This window comes from Marinococcus sp. LNHM3E3-2.2 (assembly GCF_056034385.1).
The window spans coordinates 15,698-33,845 of the sequence record NZ_JBQLIC010000004.1 but is presented as its reverse complement, the minus strand read 5'-3'; the positions used below and the strand labels follow the sequence as shown (position 1 = coordinate 33,845).

The 18,148-nt window shown below is 40.4% G+C and carries 17 protein-coding genes; 1 reads left to right on the top strand and 16 read right to left on the bottom strand.

Going from position 1 to position 18,148, the window contains the following annotated elements; translation table 11 throughout:
• Positions 1-29 precede the first annotated feature (29 nt).
• The 9 genes from ACTRXF_RS07040 to ACTRXF_RS07000 form a co-directional block, all read right to left on the bottom strand.
• A complete protein-coding gene (locus tag ACTRXF_RS07040; RefSeq protein WP_474278456.1) occupies positions 30-788 on the bottom strand; it encodes a YveK family protein in 759 nt (252 codons plus the stop codon).
• Positions 789-830: 42 nt separating this feature from the next.
• On the bottom strand, positions 831-1,937 hold the full coding sequence (locus ACTRXF_RS07035; protein WP_474278454.1) for a polysialyltransferase family glycosyltransferase: 1,107 nt from the start codon (positions 1,935-1,937) through the stop codon (positions 831-833).
• 62 nt (positions 1,938-1,999) lie between these two features.
• Positions 2,000-3,106 (bottom strand): hypothetical protein, encoded by a 1,107-nt coding sequence (locus ACTRXF_RS07030; RefSeq protein WP_474278452.1) that lies wholly within the window; start codon positions 3,104-3,106, stop codon positions 2,000-2,002.
• Positions 3,107-3,110: 4 nt separating this feature from the next.
• Positions 3,111-4,181 (bottom strand): glycosyltransferase family protein, encoded by a 1,071-nt coding sequence (locus tag ACTRXF_RS07025; protein ID WP_474278450.1) that lies wholly within the window; start codon positions 4,179-4,181, stop codon positions 3,111-3,113.
• A 70-nt stretch (positions 4,182-4,251) separates the two neighbouring features.
• A complete protein-coding gene (locus ACTRXF_RS07020; protein ID WP_474278448.1) occupies positions 4,252-5,163 on the bottom strand; it encodes a glycosyltransferase family 2 protein in 912 nt (303 codons plus the stop codon).
• Positions 5,164-5,240: 77 nt separating this feature from the next.
• Positions 5,241-6,077, bottom strand: a complete 837-nt coding sequence (locus ACTRXF_RS07015) for a glycosyltransferase (RefSeq protein ID WP_474278446.1) — start codon at positions 6,075-6,077, stop codon at positions 5,241-5,243.
• On the bottom strand, positions 6,070-6,939 hold the full coding sequence (locus tag ACTRXF_RS07010) for an NAD-dependent epimerase/dehydratase family protein (RefSeq protein ID WP_474278444.1): 870 nt from the start codon (positions 6,937-6,939) through the stop codon (positions 6,070-6,072). Before ACTRXF_RS07010 ends, ACTRXF_RS07015 begins: the two co-directional genes overlap by 8 nt.
• A 15-nt stretch (positions 6,940-6,954) precedes the next feature.
• On the bottom strand, positions 6,955-7,551 hold the full coding sequence (locus ACTRXF_RS07005; RefSeq protein WP_474278442.1) for a sugar transferase: 597 nt from the start codon (positions 7,549-7,551) through the stop codon (positions 6,955-6,957).
• Between the two features lie 42 nt (positions 7,552-7,593).
• Positions 7,594-9,435 (bottom strand): polysaccharide biosynthesis protein, encoded by a 1,842-nt coding sequence (locus ACTRXF_RS07000; protein WP_474278440.1) that lies wholly within the window; start codon positions 9,433-9,435, stop codon positions 7,594-7,596.
• Between the two features lie 477 nt (positions 9,436-9,912).
• Between ACTRXF_RS07000 and ACTRXF_RS06995 the strand changes: the two genes are divergently transcribed.
• Positions 9,913-10,959, top strand: a complete 1,047-nt coding sequence (locus tag ACTRXF_RS06995) for an NAD-dependent epimerase (RefSeq protein WP_474278438.1) — start codon at positions 9,913-9,915, stop codon at positions 10,957-10,959.
• A 76-nt stretch (positions 10,960-11,035) separates the two neighbouring features.
• Here the strand turns inward: ACTRXF_RS06995 and ACTRXF_RS06990 are convergent, their stop codons facing one another.
• From ACTRXF_RS06990 to ACTRXF_RS06960, 7 genes are all read right to left on the bottom strand, one after another.
• Complete coding sequence (locus ACTRXF_RS06990; protein WP_474278436.1) at positions 11,036-11,476, bottom strand: hypothetical protein; 441 nt, start codon at positions 11,474-11,476, stop codon at positions 11,036-11,038.
• Positions 11,477-11,786: 310 nt separating this feature from the next.
• Positions 11,787-12,554, bottom strand: a complete 768-nt coding sequence (locus tag ACTRXF_RS06985; protein WP_474278434.1) for a YveK family protein — start codon at positions 12,552-12,554, stop codon at positions 11,787-11,789.
• A complete protein-coding gene (locus tag ACTRXF_RS06980) occupies positions 12,539-13,705 on the bottom strand; it encodes a glycosyltransferase family 4 protein (RefSeq protein WP_474278432.1) in 1,167 nt (388 codons plus the stop codon). The genes ACTRXF_RS06985 and ACTRXF_RS06980 overlap by 16 nt, the downstream gene beginning before the upstream one ends.
• 30 nt (positions 13,706-13,735) lie before the next feature.
• On the bottom strand, positions 13,736-14,413 hold the full coding sequence (locus ACTRXF_RS06975; protein WP_474278430.1) for a sugar transferase: 678 nt from the start codon (positions 14,411-14,413) through the stop codon (positions 13,736-13,738).
• Positions 14,414-14,440: 27 nt separating this feature from the next.
• Entirely contained in the window at positions 14,441-15,718 is a 1,278-nt protein-coding gene (locus ACTRXF_RS06970; protein ID WP_474278428.1) for a glycosyltransferase family 4 protein, read from the bottom strand.
• Positions 15,715-16,821 carry a glycosyltransferase family 4 protein gene (locus tag ACTRXF_RS06965; RefSeq protein ID WP_474278426.1) on the bottom strand — a complete coding sequence of 369 codons (1,107 nt, stop codon included), beginning with the start codon at positions 16,819-16,821 and terminating at the stop codon, positions 15,715-15,717. The genes ACTRXF_RS06970 and ACTRXF_RS06965 overlap by 4 nt, the downstream gene beginning before the upstream one ends.
• Positions 16,721-18,136, bottom strand: coding sequence for a hypothetical protein (locus ACTRXF_RS06960; protein ID WP_474278424.1), 1,416 nt, complete (start codon positions 18,134-18,136; stop codon positions 16,721-16,723). The genes ACTRXF_RS06965 and ACTRXF_RS06960 overlap by 101 nt, the downstream gene beginning before the upstream one ends.
• Between the last annotated feature and the right edge of the window lie 12 nt (positions 18,137-18,148).

Below are 18,148 nucleotides of genomic sequence, written 5' to 3'. Positions count from 1 at the left end.
TTTTTTAGAAAACTAATTTCACTCAAATTTCAAGAAGATTTCCTCCCTGCTTCACGAGCACTTGACCTTAAATTAACGTTCTCTTTTTTATTAGATTCGCTATTAGAATTTTGATTTGACATAAAAGGTACTACGCCTAAAATTGGTAGAGCCAATTCTTTTTCTACATCTTGTTCAGTTTTTATAGATTTATCTAAATACTCAAGTAAGAAAGCCAATCCCAATCCAATAAGTAAACCAATAAAAGCTGCAATAATTAAATTTAAGTTTGGTTGGGGTGATATAGGTTCATTACTATTGTCGAATTGGGCTTGTGATAAAATACTCACATTATCGACATCCATTATTCCTGGGATTTCTTGCTCAAAAACCTCTGTTAAAGTATTTACTAAATTCACGGCTTGTTCTGAGCTTGAATCTTCAATAGTAATATTAGCTACTTGGGAATCCTCTTCAGCAGAAACATTAATCTTTTCTCTTAACTCACCTACAGAGATATTAGTACCTATTTCTTCAATTACTGGTTCAAGAATAGCAGGGCTATTTATTATTACTCTATACGTATTAATAAATTCCCTGTTTGATTCTAATTCTTGTGTGGTAATAGCTCCCTCGTTATTTTCTGTTTGATTAACTAATACTTGTGTGGAAGCTTCGTATTGTGGGGTCACTATAAAAAAAGTGTATATTGCACTTAGGCTCAGAGCTATAAGAATTGACACTATAATTATCATAAATCTCTTTTTAATAACCTGAATAATTTGTTGAATATTGATTATCTCTTCCATATTTTCCTCCAGAATTTGTATTGGACATTAATTGATTTAAAGCTAGACATTATTTTTGTTTTGATAATTAAAATAATTTTTTATTTCTGATAGATCATCTAATATCTTCATATTATATAATTCCATCATTTGATAACTTAAACTTTCATTGGGATTTGTATTAAAAAATTGCTTATATAGGGATACACTCTCGACACCATACCATTTATTTATATAATAACATGCAGAAGAATATCCGGTTACAACCAGATCTACTCTTTTTTTAGAAGGAATTAATTCTGCTGGTATGTGATCATCTTCGAATAAAGTTATGATTTCATTATCTACATGGCTTACATATTTTTCTTTTTTTTCACTTGGATGCGGTTTTATAATTAATTCCACGTTTTCATATTCAAGCATTTTATTAAAAAACTTCTTTAGCACGAACTCCTCTTTTTTTTCTGATAAAATTTCAAACTCTGAAAAAGGCTGTCCTATATATAAAATCCTAACATAACCTGGCCGATTTCTTTCATTTACTATCGAAGAATTTAAATTGAAATAATCATAAAGTTCTTTCATATTTTTTATTTTAATATCGCTAAAATCCATTAATTTTATAGTTTTGTTTTGCTTTTTTTCCTCAGGCAAATAATTAGGAAAACTAGCTATGATTTCATCAATTTGAGGATTCATTCCCTGATATTTATACATATAAGAAGGATACATGAAAAGTTTTCGTTTTATTAAACTTTGCTTTCTATAGAGTTTATTTTGATTATTAATAGCGTATAACCCCATACCTTCTTCAATTAATGTAATTTTTATGTTTTTTACACTAGCAACATTTATTAAAGTCTGGTTAATTATGTCATTATCTTTAAATACAATTAAATCAGTCATTCTAGTACTTTTTAAAAAATTGTTAATTGCACTAATATTTTTTTTGTTTTTTATAGCTAAATTAAATTTATTTTTAAATTTTTCTTTTCTATTTATAATTAAATTTCTATTAAGCGATTCGTCTTGTTCTATTATTTTAGGTAACGAAGAGTTTATTGAGTAGCAAACGATTACAGCATTTTCAATTTTATGATTTTTGATATATAGTTTACTAATCATTAAGTGAAAAATCGTACTAATAGAAAAGACTACCGTTCTATCCATGTTAAAAAACCTCTCTTTCTCAAACTACAGATAGTAAATAGTTTTCACCTTATTTATAATAATTATAACTTTGTGATTTTATTTTCATTAGTAAAAAATACATAACTATATAAAATAATCGATAAATATATATAATCAAATCTTCCAGTAAATACAACAGTATCCGTCATTCCACGTAACAAGAAAATTAATAATAATAGTACCGGAAAAGCTTGTTTATGTATGAGTAACTTTACAACACTTAACAATAATAATGCATATACCAACAACATAAACAAACCTAAATGAAAATGTCCTTCCAAGAAGCCGTTATGTAAATTTTCGAATCCAAAAAATAAATGTTGTTCATTCGAATTAAAGCCTAAAAATAAAGAGTTAAAGTCTAAAGTGTTAAAAAAATCTCGCCAAATTTCTAAACGAACATTTTCGAAAAAACTTTCCCTAGTTCCTCCTCTAGTAGCTATTTCAGTAACTACATTTCCTAAATTTCTGAATAGATTTTCACTATACACCAATAAAACAAAAGCTAAGCCTGTTATGATTAAATACTTTTGTTTTAAGTTAAATTTATATAAAACAATTACAATTAAAAATAATATAGAAACTATAATTCCTGCTCTACCAGAGCTCCAAATGCTAACAATTAAAGTTATCGCAGCTGGATGTATTATTACTTTTTTCCCTCTCAAATATCTAGCTAAATAAACTGAAGTTACAAGAGCCAATATAATAAAATTGACTACATTTTCACTCCAAACAATCACTTGAGCAGCTTCAACGCCTGATAAATATTGTAGAAATAAGTAACTATTTGCTATATAAAAGATTATTAGTAATAAATTATCGCTGAATTTTCCTTTCAGCAAGTAAAAAGCAAATCCCAATTGCGAAAACATTAACAGTGTGATTCTAATTAATTCAACCGAAATTTCACTAAAATATAATGTTTTTACAGAAGTAAATATCAATAAGAACAAACAAAAAAATAAAACAAATATACTTTTATTGTAGTTTACAATCAAATATCTTAATAATATTACAAGGCCCAGCATAATAGAACCAACAATGTATATGTCTTCTTCACTTAGATAATAGATTAATATCAACAATATCGATATGAAAAATAAAGGTATATTTATGAAATCATAAAAATTTAGTGTTTTTTTCATCTTATCAACTACTTTTATTTAATGATTTTAGATGTTTTTTCAATCTTTTAGCTGAAATTTCCCAATTGTTATATTCCAAAAAATTAAATGCGTGCCTTTGATCCCAATTCACTAATTTGTTCAAGTTTTCATTAAGATTAGTTTCATCTAAAACGACACCTAATTTATACTTTTCTACCATTTCTCCTAAGAAACCAATATCTTTAGTTAAAATTGGCTTTCCTAAAGTAGCAGCATTATAAGAAGTAAATGGTACGGACTGATCGTTATAAACTCGCCAATAAAAATCAATATATTCGCTTAAATCTTTTTCATTCACACGAGTTCTTTCGTTAATAAATAGTACTTTGGGGTTCTTTTGTAATAATTCATATACTTTTTGATCTTTGTCTTTCATGTCTTCGCTAACTTCACCTACAAATATTAGGAATATTTCATAATGTTTTAAATTAGGATTGTCCAATAGGTTAATAGCTTCTTCATAAGAAATATTTTTAGTATTTGCCGAAGATATACATAAACCAATTAATTGTTTTTTTTCTTTATTCTCTCTAACTTGTTTTGTAAAGTTTTTAATTTTTGCAGTGATTATTTCTTCTTCTTTTGTAACGAGTGGTAAATAGGAGCCAAAAGTAATAAAATCTAAGTTATTAGTTTTTGTATTTAGGTATTTCTCTGCTTCTTTTATCAACAGTTTGTCAGTCACTAAAACTTTTTTTGAGAATTTAACAAATAATTTTCTTCTTAATTTTGTTAAAAACGGATAGTATTCTTTTGACTCCTTGTCAACATTATGACAAATCCAAATTAAATCTATCATCAAGAACTTACATATCAAAATCGAAAGAATTTCTGCTATCATTCTTAAGACAGTCTTAAATAACGAAGAATAATCATTTAAATATCTATATATTAATGTCTCAGGTCTACCTTTAGTAGTTATATTTTTCAATAGCATTAATGGAGTTACTATTGGAGAATTGCTTATTGTTTGAAGACAATAACCTAACTTTTTCATTTCCTCAGATAATTTTAATGATTTAATATCTTCAAACTGAATTAAGCTATACTTCATTTTGATCACCTTCTTTCGAGAATTCTTGATTAGCATCGATATAACATTTTGAAATAAAGTGAGCATATAATTAAGATTTGATTAAACTTCTAGCTTTTAAGATTTTTTTATAATCAAAGAAAGTAAATAGTATGTAAATTGCGCTTTTAGGAGTAATTCTATATTTTATAGCTTTTTTACAATAATTTCTAGCCAATTTATTGTTATTATTTCTTAAAGCTGACGTAGCAATCTGCAAGCAAAAATCACTTTTTCTTATTTTAGTTTCTTTTTTCGACAAAGTATTAAATAAATTTATATATTTTTTTTCTATATAGTTCATTGCTCGAATATACTTTTCAGTTTGTGCTGATATTTGATTGTTGCCAATATCGTTATAGTAATATACACAAGCGTCAAGAACTACTCCTATTTTTGTTTTTTGACATATCCTTATCCATAAATCGTAATCTTGTTTAGCTTCTAATCCTGTATCGAAAAACCCACACTCATTTAGCAACTTTTTTTCTACCACTACTGAAGACGTCGTTCCGATAAAATTTTTAAAAAGTATTTTTTTTGATAAATCACCCTTTTCTTTAGGGTAAGAAAAATAAAATAACTTTTCTTTTTGATAAATTAATTTGCTTCCTGTGTAAACTAAACCCAATTCTTTGTCATTTTCAATTAATTCCATTTGTTGTTCTAGTTTATTTGAAGTCCATTCATCATCATCGTCTAGAAAAGCAATATATTCAAATTCTGCCATTTCTATGCCGAGGTTTCTAGCATGGTTTCCTCCTTTAGGTACCTCATAAGAAATAAATTTCACTTTGTTTTCTTCTTTTTCAATTTTCTTCATTTCATATTCTGTTTCATCAGTTGAACCATCAGAAATCACAATTATTTCAAAATTTTTAAAAGTTTGCTTTAAAACACTATTTACTGCCCTAACAACAGAATTAGCCCTGTTATGAGTTGGAATCACTACGCTAACTTCCATTAAAAAACCTTCTTTCATTTAGTACATAGTTGTATTTTTTAACAGGGGAACATTTAATTTTCGCAAAGACAATCATCTTATTTCACTGAATTTTTCCTTAAGAATGAATTAGATAGCCATTTTAAAAACCACATGGGAGAGATAAACATAACTAGTTGGGCAACGGTGACAATCGCTAAGTCTTTTATAGAGCAATGACCTCTTCTCCATATTATATACTCAACTTTTATATAACTTTTACAGTTATCCCAACTTTTTCTTCTCTGGAAGCTGTCGGAATTTGAGCGAAATAATAAAAGAGATTCATTAATATTTGCAGCTTCACAACCTCTATTTATCATTCTGGAAAACAAATCAAGATCCTGCTTTCTTCGCAACTCTCCATATCCTCCGCATCTCAACACTTCTGATTTTTTAAACATTACCGTAGGGTGGTTAAATGGACTTCGTCTTCTAATAAATTTTGTGATTCCTTTGTGAGTGGAGGGAACTATTCTTGAAGAAACAGTATTAGCTGGATCCTCGTAGAATTCATCGATATTGGTTCCTACTATACAAAGGTCAGGATTTTCTTTAAATTCACTAATTTGTTTTTCACAACGCTCTGGTAAAGAAATATCATCTGAATCCATTCTAGCCACTAACTCATTGTTGCATTTTTCCAAGCCAATATCTAACGCTTTTCCTAAACCAATATTAGTTTCTAATTCAATTATGTTAAATAGATTTGGGTATCTTCTTCCATACTGATCTATTGTTGAATCTAACTCTACATTAAGTTTTCCGTCTTTTATAATTACAATTTCGCTTGGTTGCAGTGTTTGCTCTAACATACTGTTAATACTGGCTTTTAGAAAGTCTACTTTCTCTTTATAATAAACTGACATCAACACACTATAATTATGTTTATTCATTAATTTTATTCTCCGATTTTATTATTGATTCTTTAAAAGTGTTAACTCTGTAATTCATTTTATATTCACTCATGTTTTTAGAATATGCTAAGTCACCAAAAAGTTTATAAAAAATATTAACCTTTTTACTTAGTAATTTTATAAATGGATTAAAGATTTTTGTCAGTACGATATTTTTGCCATTCACTTCAGCAATTAATCTAACTAATTCGCTGGTCTTAATGTATTCTTTATTTTGGGGAAAGAACATGCCATTTTCTTGATGTTCTATTATTAACCTTACAAATTCGCAAAGATTATCAATATAAATTACACTGCGTTTATTTTCAACATCAGGAAATATAGGCGTTTTCTTAGCTAAGCTAGCCAACTTAGGATAGTTCCCTTTAGAATTTTCGCCATAAACCATGGGTGGACGAATAATAGCCACCTTAAATTTTTCACTTTCTAATGAAACAATACCTTGCTCGGCCTGGAGCTTACTATCGCCATAAAAGTCTTTGGGGTGTGGGATCGTACTACTAGTAATCATACCGTTATTTAAAGCACTGTCCCCATAAACTATAATGCTGCTCATAAAAATAAACTGCCTCACACCATCCTGCCTGGCTTTTTCAGCAGCTTCTATAGTTAAGTCACGATTCACTTTATAATAAAGTTCTTTTTGTTTTTCATCTGAAGATACATGAGCGATGCCGGCTAGGTGCAAAATTGCATCGTAATTGGAGAAATTTGCTTTTTTCCAGGACTCATCCCGTAAGCTAATTGTTTCTACTATGTAGTCGTTCGAATAATGTTTTAACCATTTTTTTAAGCTACTTCCTATATAACCATTGCCACCCGTAATTAAGAGCCTTTTCATTCACACAAACTCCTTTTATGAATCAGCTTTTCCTTCTTTAACGCCGTCACTTTTGATAACCCCTAAAAATGTTTTAACCAGTATTTTAAAATCAAAAATTAAACTTCTTTTATTTACGTATTCGCCGTCCAGTTGAGCTTTAATGTCTATTGGCAGTTCATCTCTTCCATTTACTTGAGCCCATCCTGTTAGGCCAGGCTCTACATAATTTGCTTCATATTTATCCCGTTCTTCAATTAAATCATATTGATTCCAAAGCGCTGGCCTTGGACCAACTAGGCTCATATCGCCTTTTAAAATATTAAACAATTGAGGGAGCTCATCCAGACTGGTTTTTCTTAAAAACGAGCCCATATTAGTGATATAGCTTTCCGGATTTTCCAGCAAATGCGTTGGTGTATCTTTTGGCGTATCAATTTTCATCGTTCTAAACTTTAAAATATAAAATGGAACTTTGTCTTTGCCAATACGCTTTTGCTTAAATAAAATCGGTCCTTTAGAATCCAGCTTAATCATCAGAGAAAGCAACACGATTAAGGGCATTAATATACTTGTTGCTATTAAGGTTAGATCAAAGTCTATTATCCTTTTTAATATTGAATATTTTTTCATGGTAACACCCTTTACTATTTTTCGTGGAGCACTTTAAATTATTTAGTTATTCGCGTTAGCCTTTTTATTAACTGCTGAAAGGTGTTTTCGCTCTTCACTTTCTCCTCTCGCAATTTCAAGCACCCGTTTCGTTATATCATTTTTCTCAAGCGTTTCACATTTTTTAGTGAAATTAATAACTTCATTGATATTTATCTCACTCGATTTCCCAACGTAAATTTTTGGATAGACCTGCTCTTCATGAACCTCATCCTTACTAAGAAGCTCTTCATACATTTTTTCCCCTGGGCGGATTCCGCTGAAGTTAATACCAATTTCGTCCACCGTATAACCAGAAAGCTTGATCAAATTTTTCGCAAGATCGACAATTTTTACCGGCTCCCCCATATCAAGCACAAAAATTTCTCCCCCCTTCGCCAGAGCCCCGGCCTGGATAACCAATCTCGATGCTTCAGGTATTGTCATGAAGTAGCGGATCATCTCAGGGTCTGTGACCGTTACTGGTCCGCCATTTTGGATTTGCTTCTTAAACAACGGAATCACGCTGCCTCGGCTTCCCAGCACATTGCCAAAACGAACGGCAACAAACTTTGTATTGCTGATCGTATCCATATGCTGCACAATCATTTCAGCTAAGCGTTTTGTCGCGCCCATCACACTTGTTGGGTTCACCGCTTTGTCGGAAGAAACCATTACGAATGTATTAACTCCGGCTTTATCAGATGCTTCTGCCGTATTTTTTGTGCCCAACGCGTTATTTTTCACGGCTTCCTCCGGATTACGCTCCATGAGCGGCACATGTTTGTGGGCAGCTGCGTGAAACACTACGTGTGGTTGCCGGTTTTTAAAAATCTGCAACATTTTATCTTTGTCCTGAATGTCAGCAATTTCCGTTGAAACATTTAATTCGGGCAGGCTGTTTCTAAGCTCCATTTCAATGGTGTAAATGCTGTTTTCTCCGTGGCCGAGAAGTACAATTTCTTCCGGTGAAAAACGTGCAATCTGCCGGCATATTTCTGAACCGATGGAACCTCCGGCTCCGGTCACCAGTACTCGCTTATTGGAAATTGAATCGGCTATACCTTCTACATCTAATTCAACAGGCTCGCGCCCCAGTAAATCTTCTACATCCACATCTTTAAACTGGGTAACTTCCACTTTGCCAAGCATAATGTCTTCCATACGAGGCAGTGTCTGTGTCCTTACCTTAGTATCCGCACACACATTAACGATCTGGTTTAATTCTTCACTTTCCAGTGAAGGCACTGCAATAATAATATGTTCAATTGAAAATTCTTCTACTGCTTTTTTTACACCTTTTATCTCACCGTAAACTGGAAGATCCATGATCTCAAGACCCTGTTTCGAAGGATTATCATCCAGAAAGGCAACAGGAAGCAATCCTGAACTTGCTTCCTGTTTTAACTGTCTGGCCACCATTGTTCCTGCTGACCCGGCGCCCACGATCAATGTCCTTTTTCCGTCTTTGTTATTGGTAATATACGCATCTCGGAACAAGCGCCAGGCCATTCTGGATCCGCCTATTAAGATAACATGTGCCATCCACGTCATAATTAGCGTGCGCACATAAAATTCCTGGAATACAGCTACCTGCATTAATCCTGTGGCAACTACAGAAATAGTGACCGCGTAAACAATCGATTTAATTTCAGTCGCACTCGCATATTCCCATGCTTTTTTGTAAAGCTTGAAATAGTAAGCACAAATATGATGCACGATTAATAAAAAGATCGAGCTCGCAACTAAAACATTGTCTACAGGACGTATATCAGCTGCCAGTATAAAGTTACATACAAATATGGAAAAAATGACAATAGCTGAATCCAGACAAACTAAAGTCAGCAACCTTTGCTTTAACCCCATGGTGTTCTCTACTCCTTCGTATAAGTAATAAGTAAATCTTAATACCAACTAATTCCTTCTTTAGAACAATCAATGCGCGTTTTTTATGTATTGGATGAATAATATTCATTTACAGACTTGATCTTGTCGGGTTAATACAATAAAGTATTATACATCAATTCTTTCATTATGTAATTCGGGTACATATTTTATAAAATCAAAACTATAATTAATATTTTAATACAAAGCTATTTTCCTCTTAATTGGCAATAATTTCAACCGTAGAATCCAATTTTTTAGGAAAAAACTCCTAAACTATAACTTTGTAACGCTTCTTTCAGCTCGTGCGAACCTCATGATGCGTAACATAATTTTCCTTCATTCATTTCACAATAGGATTCATTTGTTATATGATGAATATGTTTTCTTAACTCGTAAAATATTAAAATGATAAAGTGCTAATTAAAAGTCAGCAGATAATAACGGAGGTATCTATAAATGATATTGGTAACAGGAAGTAATGGCTTTGTAGGGATGCATACAGTGGAACGCCTGCTAGAAGAAGGCTATGAAGTCGTCGGGGTGGATAACAATAACGATTACTATGACGTGAACTTAAAGTATAGCAGACAGGAGCGCCTGGAAAAACACGACGAATTTCACTTTCATGAAATAGACCTGGCTGATGCTGCTGCACTTCAGGATATTTTTCATACATATACGATTACGGCGGTTATTAATCTGGCCGCGCAGGCGGGCGTGCGTTACAGCCTGGAGCGTCCGGATAAATACATTCAGTCCAATATCGTCGGCTTTTCGAACATTCTGGAGATGTGCCGCCACCATCAGGTAGAGCATTTGATTTACGCTTCTTCAAGTTCGGTATACGGCGCAAACAAAAAGATGCCTTTCTCTCCGGAGGACGGAGTGAATCACCCGGTCAGCCTGTACGCGGCGACGAAGAAATCGAACGAGCTGCTCGCGCATACGTACAGTCACCTTTACGATTTGCCAACTACCGGCCTGCGGTTCTTCACAGTTTACGGAACCTTCGGACGCCCGGATATGGCGTATTTCAAATTTGCCAATAAAATCGTGAATGACGAACCGATCCAGGTGTACAACAATGGTGACATGATGAGAGACTTCACCTATATTGATGATATCGTGGAGGGCATTGTGCGTCTGGTTCCGGCAGCTCCGAGCGGAGATCCCGAGTGGGACGCCAAGGATCCTGATCCGTCGACGAGCTACGCTCCCTACCGTGTACACAACATCGGCAATAACCAGCCGGTTGCCCTCATGGAGTTTATCGAAACCCTCGAAAAGCACCTGGGCATGGAAGCCCGCAAGGAGTACCTGCCGATGCAGCCGGGAGACGTGCAGGCCACCTACGCGAACATTGACAGCCTGCAGAAGGCTGTCGGATTCAAGCCGGTCACCTCGCTCGACGAAGGCATTGGAAAATTCGTGGAATGGTATAAAAACTATTATCCGGAGTATTTCTCTGTGCAGTCGGCTTCTAAAAACCAGTCCAATCATTAAACACAAGAAACCAGCCTGCCGACGATTGTCAGCAGGCTGGTTTTCATATTCTATGTATTTCTTTAAGCGGAAAAACTTATGAAGGCTGTGGCTTAATGTTAGCTTTCCTGAGACCAAAACGGTGGACCATAATCAGTGTCTGCTCCATCGTATGTATCGTATCAGAAGTCACGAAGGTAGCTTTCATATTCTCCCCAAGCAGCACCTGCTTACCTACGTCCAATGACTCTTCTTTCACTTCGACGATATATTCCAGCCCTTGCGGCGGCTGCTCTTCCGAGGCCATATATACGTTCTGCCATTCGGTTTCTTCGAGTAGCTCCTGCATTTGATTCCATTGCACGTAATTGCGGATCAGCCGGTTCATGTCTTCGTACATGTAATGGTCTTTATTCACCTGGTAATAGCGCCGGTTCTGCACCGGACGGCCGGTGATCAGTTCCATCTCGCTCAGCCGCTTCAGTTCCACGCGTATTGCGTTGGCCGAATCGTTGAACTCGCGGACAATTCTTCGCAAATACGTTTCCTCCTCGTATAAAAAAAACTTCACGAGTAACCGTAATCTTGTTTTGGATGTGACTAATTGATGCAGCAACGATTTTCCTCCTCCGGCGGCGATAATTTCAGCATATCTATTTTTATTTCTATTCATTAAGCCTACACACGATTTTGTTCCTATTTAATCCATCGGCTTTTTTCACAGGATTCTGAAGGTCATTTGCAAAGTAATTTCAAAAATCCTTTTTGTTATGTTCTTTTCTGCATGCAGAAAAAAGCGTTGCGTGGTCGCACTACGCAACGCTTTTTTCCCTTGTAGAACTATTTCTTTATGAAGTCTTTTGTTTGGAAACCGTCATACCTTTGCCTTCTGGTTGCGTGATTTCTTCTAATTCAATCACTTCTTCGGACCTGTCTTGTTTTTGATCGGCAATAAAAGTGATAATACCTAGAACCGGGAGGCCCAGTTCGTTTTCAATATCCTTTTCCTCTTTAATCGACCGGTCAAAGTATTCGCGTACAAACGCAAATCCGATACCGATCATCGCGCCAATCAAAAGAGCAAGCGCTATATTAAAAAGCGGCTGCGGGGACACCGGCTCTTCCGCCTCCGATGCCTTCGCCGGTGCGAGCACGCTCACATTGTCCACACTCATAATCTGTGGCACTTCGCGCTCAAACACCCGGGCGGTCGTATTTGCGATCGCAACCGCCGTTTTCGCATCCGTGTCCTCTACCGTAATCGAGGCCACCTGCGATTCATTCTCTCCCGCTACGGTAATCTGTGACTGCAGCTCTTCCACGGTTTGATTCAGGCCGGCCTCCTGGATTACCTGCTCGAGAATCGGTGCGCTCATGATAATGACGTTGTACGTGTTTATATACGCCAGGTTCGCTTCCAGCCCGGTACCGGGTGCTGCGTTCTCCTCCGGCTCCTGATTCACAAGAATTTGCGCCCGGGCTTCGTACACCGGCGTCATGAACAGATACGTGTACGCTGCTCCAACCGCGCCCCCGATGATAGCGAAGGCTGCGATTGCCAGAGCGTATTTTTTCAGGACGCTCAATATCTTTGCTGCGCTCATGGTTTTTTCCATACGACCCTCCTGGGCGTTTGACTTGGAGTGAGATGCGTTTTACGTACGTATTCAAGCAGCTCTGTGAAGGATGCCCGTGACCCAGTAAAGCTCCACTGCTCCGTCAGTCGCCGGGCTTCTTCGGCAGCTCTTTTGCGTTCCAGCTCCGTGAAAGTCTTTTCTATTGCCCTGGCTATTTGCCTGCTGTCATCGGGATGGACGGTGTAGCCGTTCACGCCCTCCTTCACGAGATCGGGCGCGCATCCGCAGTTTTCTGACACTATAACCGGCAGACCCGCAGCCAGCGCTTCGTTAACGACCAGCCCCCACGGCTCTATGAGGGAGGGAAGGATAAACGTATCCCCAAGCATATAATGCTGGAATACCTCCTCCTGCCGGGTTAGGAACCCGGTAATGATCAGCTTCACTCCTTTTTCCTTTGCCCAGGCCTGTAGCTCTTCTTCAAGCTCGCCGCCGCCAATAACAAATATCGTTACGGGCGTTTCCATTATGCTTAATGCTTCGATCACCTTTGACATATTTTTAATCGCGATCAGCCGGCCGGAATACACGAGCACCTGCTCCTCCGGCGTAAGACCGTATTTGTTTCGCAGCTTTTCCCGGTAATACTCGCGGTGCCGGGCGAGTTCCTGAATGGCACGGCCATCCACCGACAGATACTGGTTGTAGATGCGTGCTTCCGGATAGCCGAACACACGGGCAAAGTAGCGCCGGCTCACTTCCCCGTTCCCAAAAATGGCAGCGGAATGCTCGACCACGAGTGCTTTCAGCTTATGCTTGTAGCCGCCGGGCTCCTCCTGCAGCCTTGGGAGGCTGATCCCGTCATACAAAAGCACGTACGGCTTCCGGTACATCCGGCATAGGAGACTGAGTGCAATATAAGTTGGCTTTTCATATCCACCGATCACTATCAGATCATGGGTGCTCACAATATGGTGCAGTCCGGCGTTCATCCGTCCCGCTTTGCCGAGCTGAACGCCGGGAAGATCAATTTCGTTATACCCTTCAGCCGCAGTCATCTTCCAGGCCCGGTTTTTACTTGGACGGTCAGTGTAATACACCGTGATTTCGGTATCCGGAATACGGGCAAATTCGTTCCACTGCAGCGTCCGGTACGGGGCCCGCAAGTTAGTAACAAAAGCAATTTTCATCTGGCTGCTCCTTTCTATCCATTTCCCGCTTCAGCTTGCGTTTCTTTTTAATACCATATTCAGGCACGTCCAGACGATAATTTTCATATCAAGCAGTGTGCTGCGCGTTTGAATATACAGAAGATCGAGCTGCACCATCTCTTCAAATCCGACGCTGTTGCGGACGGTCGCCTGCCAGAGGCCGCTGCATCCCGGCTTCACGTTCAGGCGCTGCATGTGGTACTCACTGTAGTATTTGACCTCACGCGGAAGCGGCGGACGCGGGCCGACCAGACTCATGTCGCCCTTTACCACGTTCCACAGCTGAGGCAGCTCGTCGATGCTCGTTTTTCGGATCCACCCGCCGACTTTGGTAACGCGAGGGTCCTCGGCCATCTTAAACATCAGGCCGCTTACTTCGTTTTGATCCTGCAGCGCTTCCCACCGTGCTTCGGCGTCTGTCGCCATCGAGCGGAACTTATACATCGTAAACGGCGTGCCGTCTTTTCCGCAGCGAGTCTGTTTAAAAAATACCGGGCCTTTCGGATCTTCGAACTTAATCAGCAGCGCAGTTAACGTAAACAGCCAGCCAAGCAGGATGATTCCGGCAGCGGCCAATACAAGATCGGCCAGGCGCTTCGTTGCCCCGTAATACCGCTTCGTCTGTACGGCCTCCAGAGACGGGTGGGCTTCCTTCACAATGCCATCGGCCTGTCTTTTTGTTTCCATCAGCATGTTCCCCTTCCGGTTGGATTTTTATGAAGGCTTTGCCTTTGTCCCCGGCATCACAGCTGCCTGCTTTTCGCGCGTCAGATCCTCAAACAGCGTGCGGTACTTTCCGATCGATACTTCTCTCGTTAAATGCTGGTCCAGATAAGCCCGTCCGGCCCGACCCATTGCTCTCCGGTCTTCGGCATCCATGTGATACATGGCTGCGATCGCTTCTTCCACTGCTTCGTAATCATTCGGCTCTGCCACCAAACCGGAATTGCTCATCCGCAGCAGCTTTTCCGCTTCGCTGCCCGCTTCGAGCACACCGATCGCAGGCTTCCCGGCGGCCATGACGCCGTAGATTTTGCTTGGCACCGACACCCCCTTAATCCCTTTCTGATTCACGATTAAATGCACGTCCGCTGCGTTTAACGAATATTTGATGAATTCGAACGGCTGATATGGCAGAAAAATTACATTGGTGAGATGATGCTTGTTTACAAATTCCTGCATTTCCGCTTTTTTCGCCCCTTCGCCGATAAAAACGAACCTCATATCCGGGTAGCGATAAAATTTTTCGGTCAGCCGGATCAGGTTTTCCAGATCATAATACAGGCCGAGGTTGCCGGAATACATGACGATAAATTTGTTCTCCAGGCCGTGTGTGTGCAGAAACTTCTGGACCGCCGGGTGCGTTTTGTCGAGTGGGACAATTTCTTTTTCGTTCGTCCAGTTGTTGATTACGCTGTGCATCGGAGGCTTTCGTTTACCAAAACGGCGGCGGAGCGTTGCGCGCATGTCTTCACCAACAACGACCACATGATCAGCAAAGGCACAGTTAACGGTATCGACAGCCTTCGCCAGCCGGAGCACCGTCTGGTTTTTCACGTAGCCGGCCGCTTCAGCCTGCTCCGGATTAAAATCCTGAATATTGTATACGTGCTTCGCCCGCTTGATGACTTTGCCGATCGTGCCGAGCAGGCCGCCGAGCACCGGCGGCTGCGAGATCGTGTACACAAGATCTACATCTTTTTCCCGCTGCAGCGCTCGCAGAGCACGCAGGAAGTAGAGCGCCACGTATTTGGCCCGGCTCGCCTTCGAATTTTTATTAACCCGGGGGAGCGGCACGCGAACCACTTTAATCGGACCGTGATAATCGACCCCTGAAGGCCCCTGCGCAGAGGCTCCTGCGTATCCGGGCTGCGCAGCGATAACGGTAATCGTAAAGTCTTCAGCCAGCTCCTCGCACAGTTCGGTCATCAGCTGGCCGGTGGAAGCAAGGTCGGGGTAAAAGTAGTTGATCACAAACACCAGTTTTTTCATCCAAGCTTCTCCTTTGCTGAAGATTCGGCTGCTTCCGGCGGCGCTGCTTCCGGGACGGCCCTCTGAAATATCTTGTGAATCCGATCGGTATAGTCTGTTTCTTTAAACGAGTGCATGGCATACGTCCGGTTGACCCGGGCTGTTTTCTGAAGATCACGGATGCTGATATCCTGGAGCAGCCGGGCGATGGCGTGCGGCGCCTGCTTGGGGACAAAATAGCCGTTCTCTTCTTTAACAATATCCGGAATGCCGGCATGCTTTGTCGTAACGACCGAGAGCCCGTTCGCCATCGCTTCGATGACCGAAATCGGCTGGCCTTCGTTCGGGTAGTAGGTGGGAAGAATAAATACGTTGCACTTGCGCAGCAGTTCTTTTTTCGCTTCGCCGCCAACTACGCCGTGAAACACGACGTTGGTTAACTCGTGCTCTTCAACCATCGCCTTGAACCGCTTTTCTTCCTTCGGGTCAAAAAAAGCACCCGCAAAATGAAAGGTCATTTCCGGGTGGTCCTTTGAAAGACTCGCCGCCTTCAGTACGTCCAGGTAGCCCTTGGATGCAATAAAGTTACTTAAAAACAGCACTTGCTTGCCGTTCATCGTCTCTATTTTTGTCTCCAGCTCCTCCTCGGTGAGCAGTGCTTCCTTTTCCACAAAGTTTTCGCAAATGACAAGCTTTTCATTTGGGATAATCGGCTGAAAGAGCGCTTTTAAGCTCTCGCTTAGCACGACCACGCAGCTCGCTTTGGGAAGCAGCTGTTCGTTCAGCTTTCGCTGCAGCGGATTTATCTCGCCGAGCAGCTGTTTAAAGTAGCCGCCGTGATAATGAATAATCACCGGGCGCCTTTTCCCCAGCATGATCGCAAGCAGCAGCAGGTCCCGGGCATTGCCGCCTTTCGAATGGGAAATCGTGAAGTAAAAAAAATCGCAGTTGGAAGTGGCAAGCTTTCGTATCGTCGAAAAAATACGCCTGTTATTAGTAAGATTGATTGTCTGCATATCGTAATCAGCCTGAAGCTCTTTTGCGTCGGCTATCTTGAAGAGAGCCTTTGACAAACCGTGTACCGGCGGGGGAAACTGGCCGACGAGTGCCGCTTTCGTGCGCATATGCTCTCACCTCCTTGGGGTTTACCAGAAACGGCCGCTTTCGGAGCGGCTTTTCAGCCATAAGCTCGTGAACGAAGAAATACAGGACGGCGGTAATGATCATATAAAACGACATTTTAAACATCGTAATCGGGTCATACGCGAGCCAGCGGGGGAATGTGGTGAGAATGATGATGCCGACGAAAATAAACAACGGGTGGCGGACATTCGCCAGTCTGTTCAGGATCACTGCGATCACTGCCGCAATCGCGACGATCCCGCCAAAGCCGAAAAAGTAAAAAAAGTAGCTGGCGATAAATCCGCCGCCCCCGGCCGGCGATATTTCCGACAGGTAATTGCTCAGCTCTGCCTGTTCAAACGGAATGCGGCTCGTCGGAAGAAAGATCCGCATCACAAACGCTGCAGTTGCAGCCATCCGGTCACCGGCACCAAGCAGGCCGTCCTGCAGCAGCCCCGAAAACAGAGTGGAGTTGTACAGTACTTCGCCGGCATTGCTCGGCATGTAGCTGCCCTCCGAGTAGCTGCTGAGGCCGAAGTTAATGCTTCCCGGGTTCTGCAGATAAAACGAAATATTCGCCCGGATGCGGCCGAACACCATAAACACGTAATAGATGAGACCGCCGCCGGCAAGCATCATCACGGGCGAAAGCCGTTTTTCCCAGAATAGAATAAACAGCAGCATCCCGACCTGGAGCGCTTCGATCCGGCCGCCAAACAGAATCATTTTTGCGATATACAAAAACGAAAGCCCGAGCAGCAGGACATTCGCGTAAGGAATGTTTTTCGAGTAGTAGTAGCCGAGTATTATAAACAGCACTACGTACTCCGAAATCGCGAGACTCCCGAAGGTTGCCTGTGAATTCATCCCGTACCCGCCGGACTCCAGAATGTTTTCACCCGATTTCCCGAGCACAATTATGACCGTAATCGCGGCAAGGCTCACAAGGTACAGGGCCCAGTTGGACTTCCGCTCCAGCCGGTCAGCGATATAGACCGGAGCCGCCGGCTTCCGGGTAAACAAATAAAGCACGAGCAGAAACAGCGACATGATCAGAAGCGTTTTATCGTAATACATCGGATAAAAGTAATCGTCGTAGTACGTCGTTTTGTACCCGCCGTAGTACACGTAGGCGAAGTTCGTATAGTACGTGCTCATAAATACCACTAAGAGCATGACGGCCTTAAACCTTCGCAGGTGGTAAATAAAATGAACGATGATCAGCAGATTGGACGCCACCGCGAGAGCGGGGCTGCCGTTAATGAGCAGCAGAAGCGCGATAATCTGCACACATACGAGAACGTATTTCGTAAACATCGGCGTACCTCA

Coding starts and splice junctions, on each gene's coding strand:
- ACTRXF_RS07040 (WP_474278456.1), bottom strand. CDS start 788: ATGGAAGAGATAATCAATATTCAACAAATTATTCAGGTTATTAAAAAG.
- ACTRXF_RS07035 (WP_474278454.1), bottom strand. CDS start 1,937: ATGGATAGAACGGTAGTCTTTTCTATTAGTACGATTTTTCACTTAATG.
- ACTRXF_RS07030 (WP_474278452.1), bottom strand. CDS start 3,106: ATGAAAAAAACACTAAATTTTTATGATTTCATAAATATACCTTTATTT.
- ACTRXF_RS07025 (WP_474278450.1), bottom strand. CDS start 4,181: ATGAAGTATAGCTTAATTCAGTTTGAAGATATTAAATCATTAAAATTA.
- ACTRXF_RS07020 (WP_474278448.1), bottom strand. CDS start 5,163: ATGGAAGTTAGCGTAGTGATTCCAACTCATAACAGGGCTAATTCTGTT.
- ACTRXF_RS07015 (WP_474278446.1), bottom strand. CDS start 6,077: ATGAATAAACATAATTATAGTGTGTTGATGTCAGTTTATTATAAAGAG.
- ACTRXF_RS07010 (WP_474278444.1), bottom strand. CDS start 6,939: ATGAAAAGGCTCTTAATTACGGGTGGCAATGGTTATATAGGAAGTAGC.
- ACTRXF_RS07005 (WP_474278442.1), bottom strand. CDS start 7,551: ATGAAAAAATATTCAATATTAAAAAGGATAATAGACTTTGATCTAACC.
- ACTRXF_RS07000 (WP_474278440.1), bottom strand. CDS start 9,435: ATGGGGTTAAAGCAAAGGTTGCTGACTTTAGTTTGTCTGGATTCAGCT.
- ACTRXF_RS06995 (WP_474278438.1), top strand. CDS start 9,913: ATGATATTGGTAACAGGAAGTAATGGCTTTGTAGGGATGCATACAGTG.
- ACTRXF_RS06985 (WP_474278434.1), bottom strand. CDS start 12,554: ATGGAAAAAACCATGAGCGCAGCAAAGATATTGAGCGTCCTGAAAAAA.
- ACTRXF_RS06980 (WP_474278432.1), bottom strand. CDS start 13,705: ATGAAAATTGCTTTTGTTACTAACTTGCGGGCCCCGTACCGGACGCTG.
- ACTRXF_RS06975 (WP_474278430.1), bottom strand. CDS start 14,413: ATGGAAACAAAAAGACAGGCCGATGGCATTGTGAAGGAAGCCCACCCG.
- ACTRXF_RS06970 (WP_474278428.1), bottom strand. CDS start 15,718: ATGAAAAAACTGGTGTTTGTGATCAACTACTTTTACCCCGACCTTGCT.
- ACTRXF_RS06965 (WP_474278426.1), bottom strand. CDS start 16,821: ATGCGCACGAAAGCGGCACTCGTCGGCCAGTTTCCCCCGCCGGTACAC.
- ACTRXF_RS06960 (WP_474278424.1), bottom strand. CDS start 18,136: ATGTTTACGAAATACGTTCTCGTATGTGTGCAGATTATCGCGCTTCTG.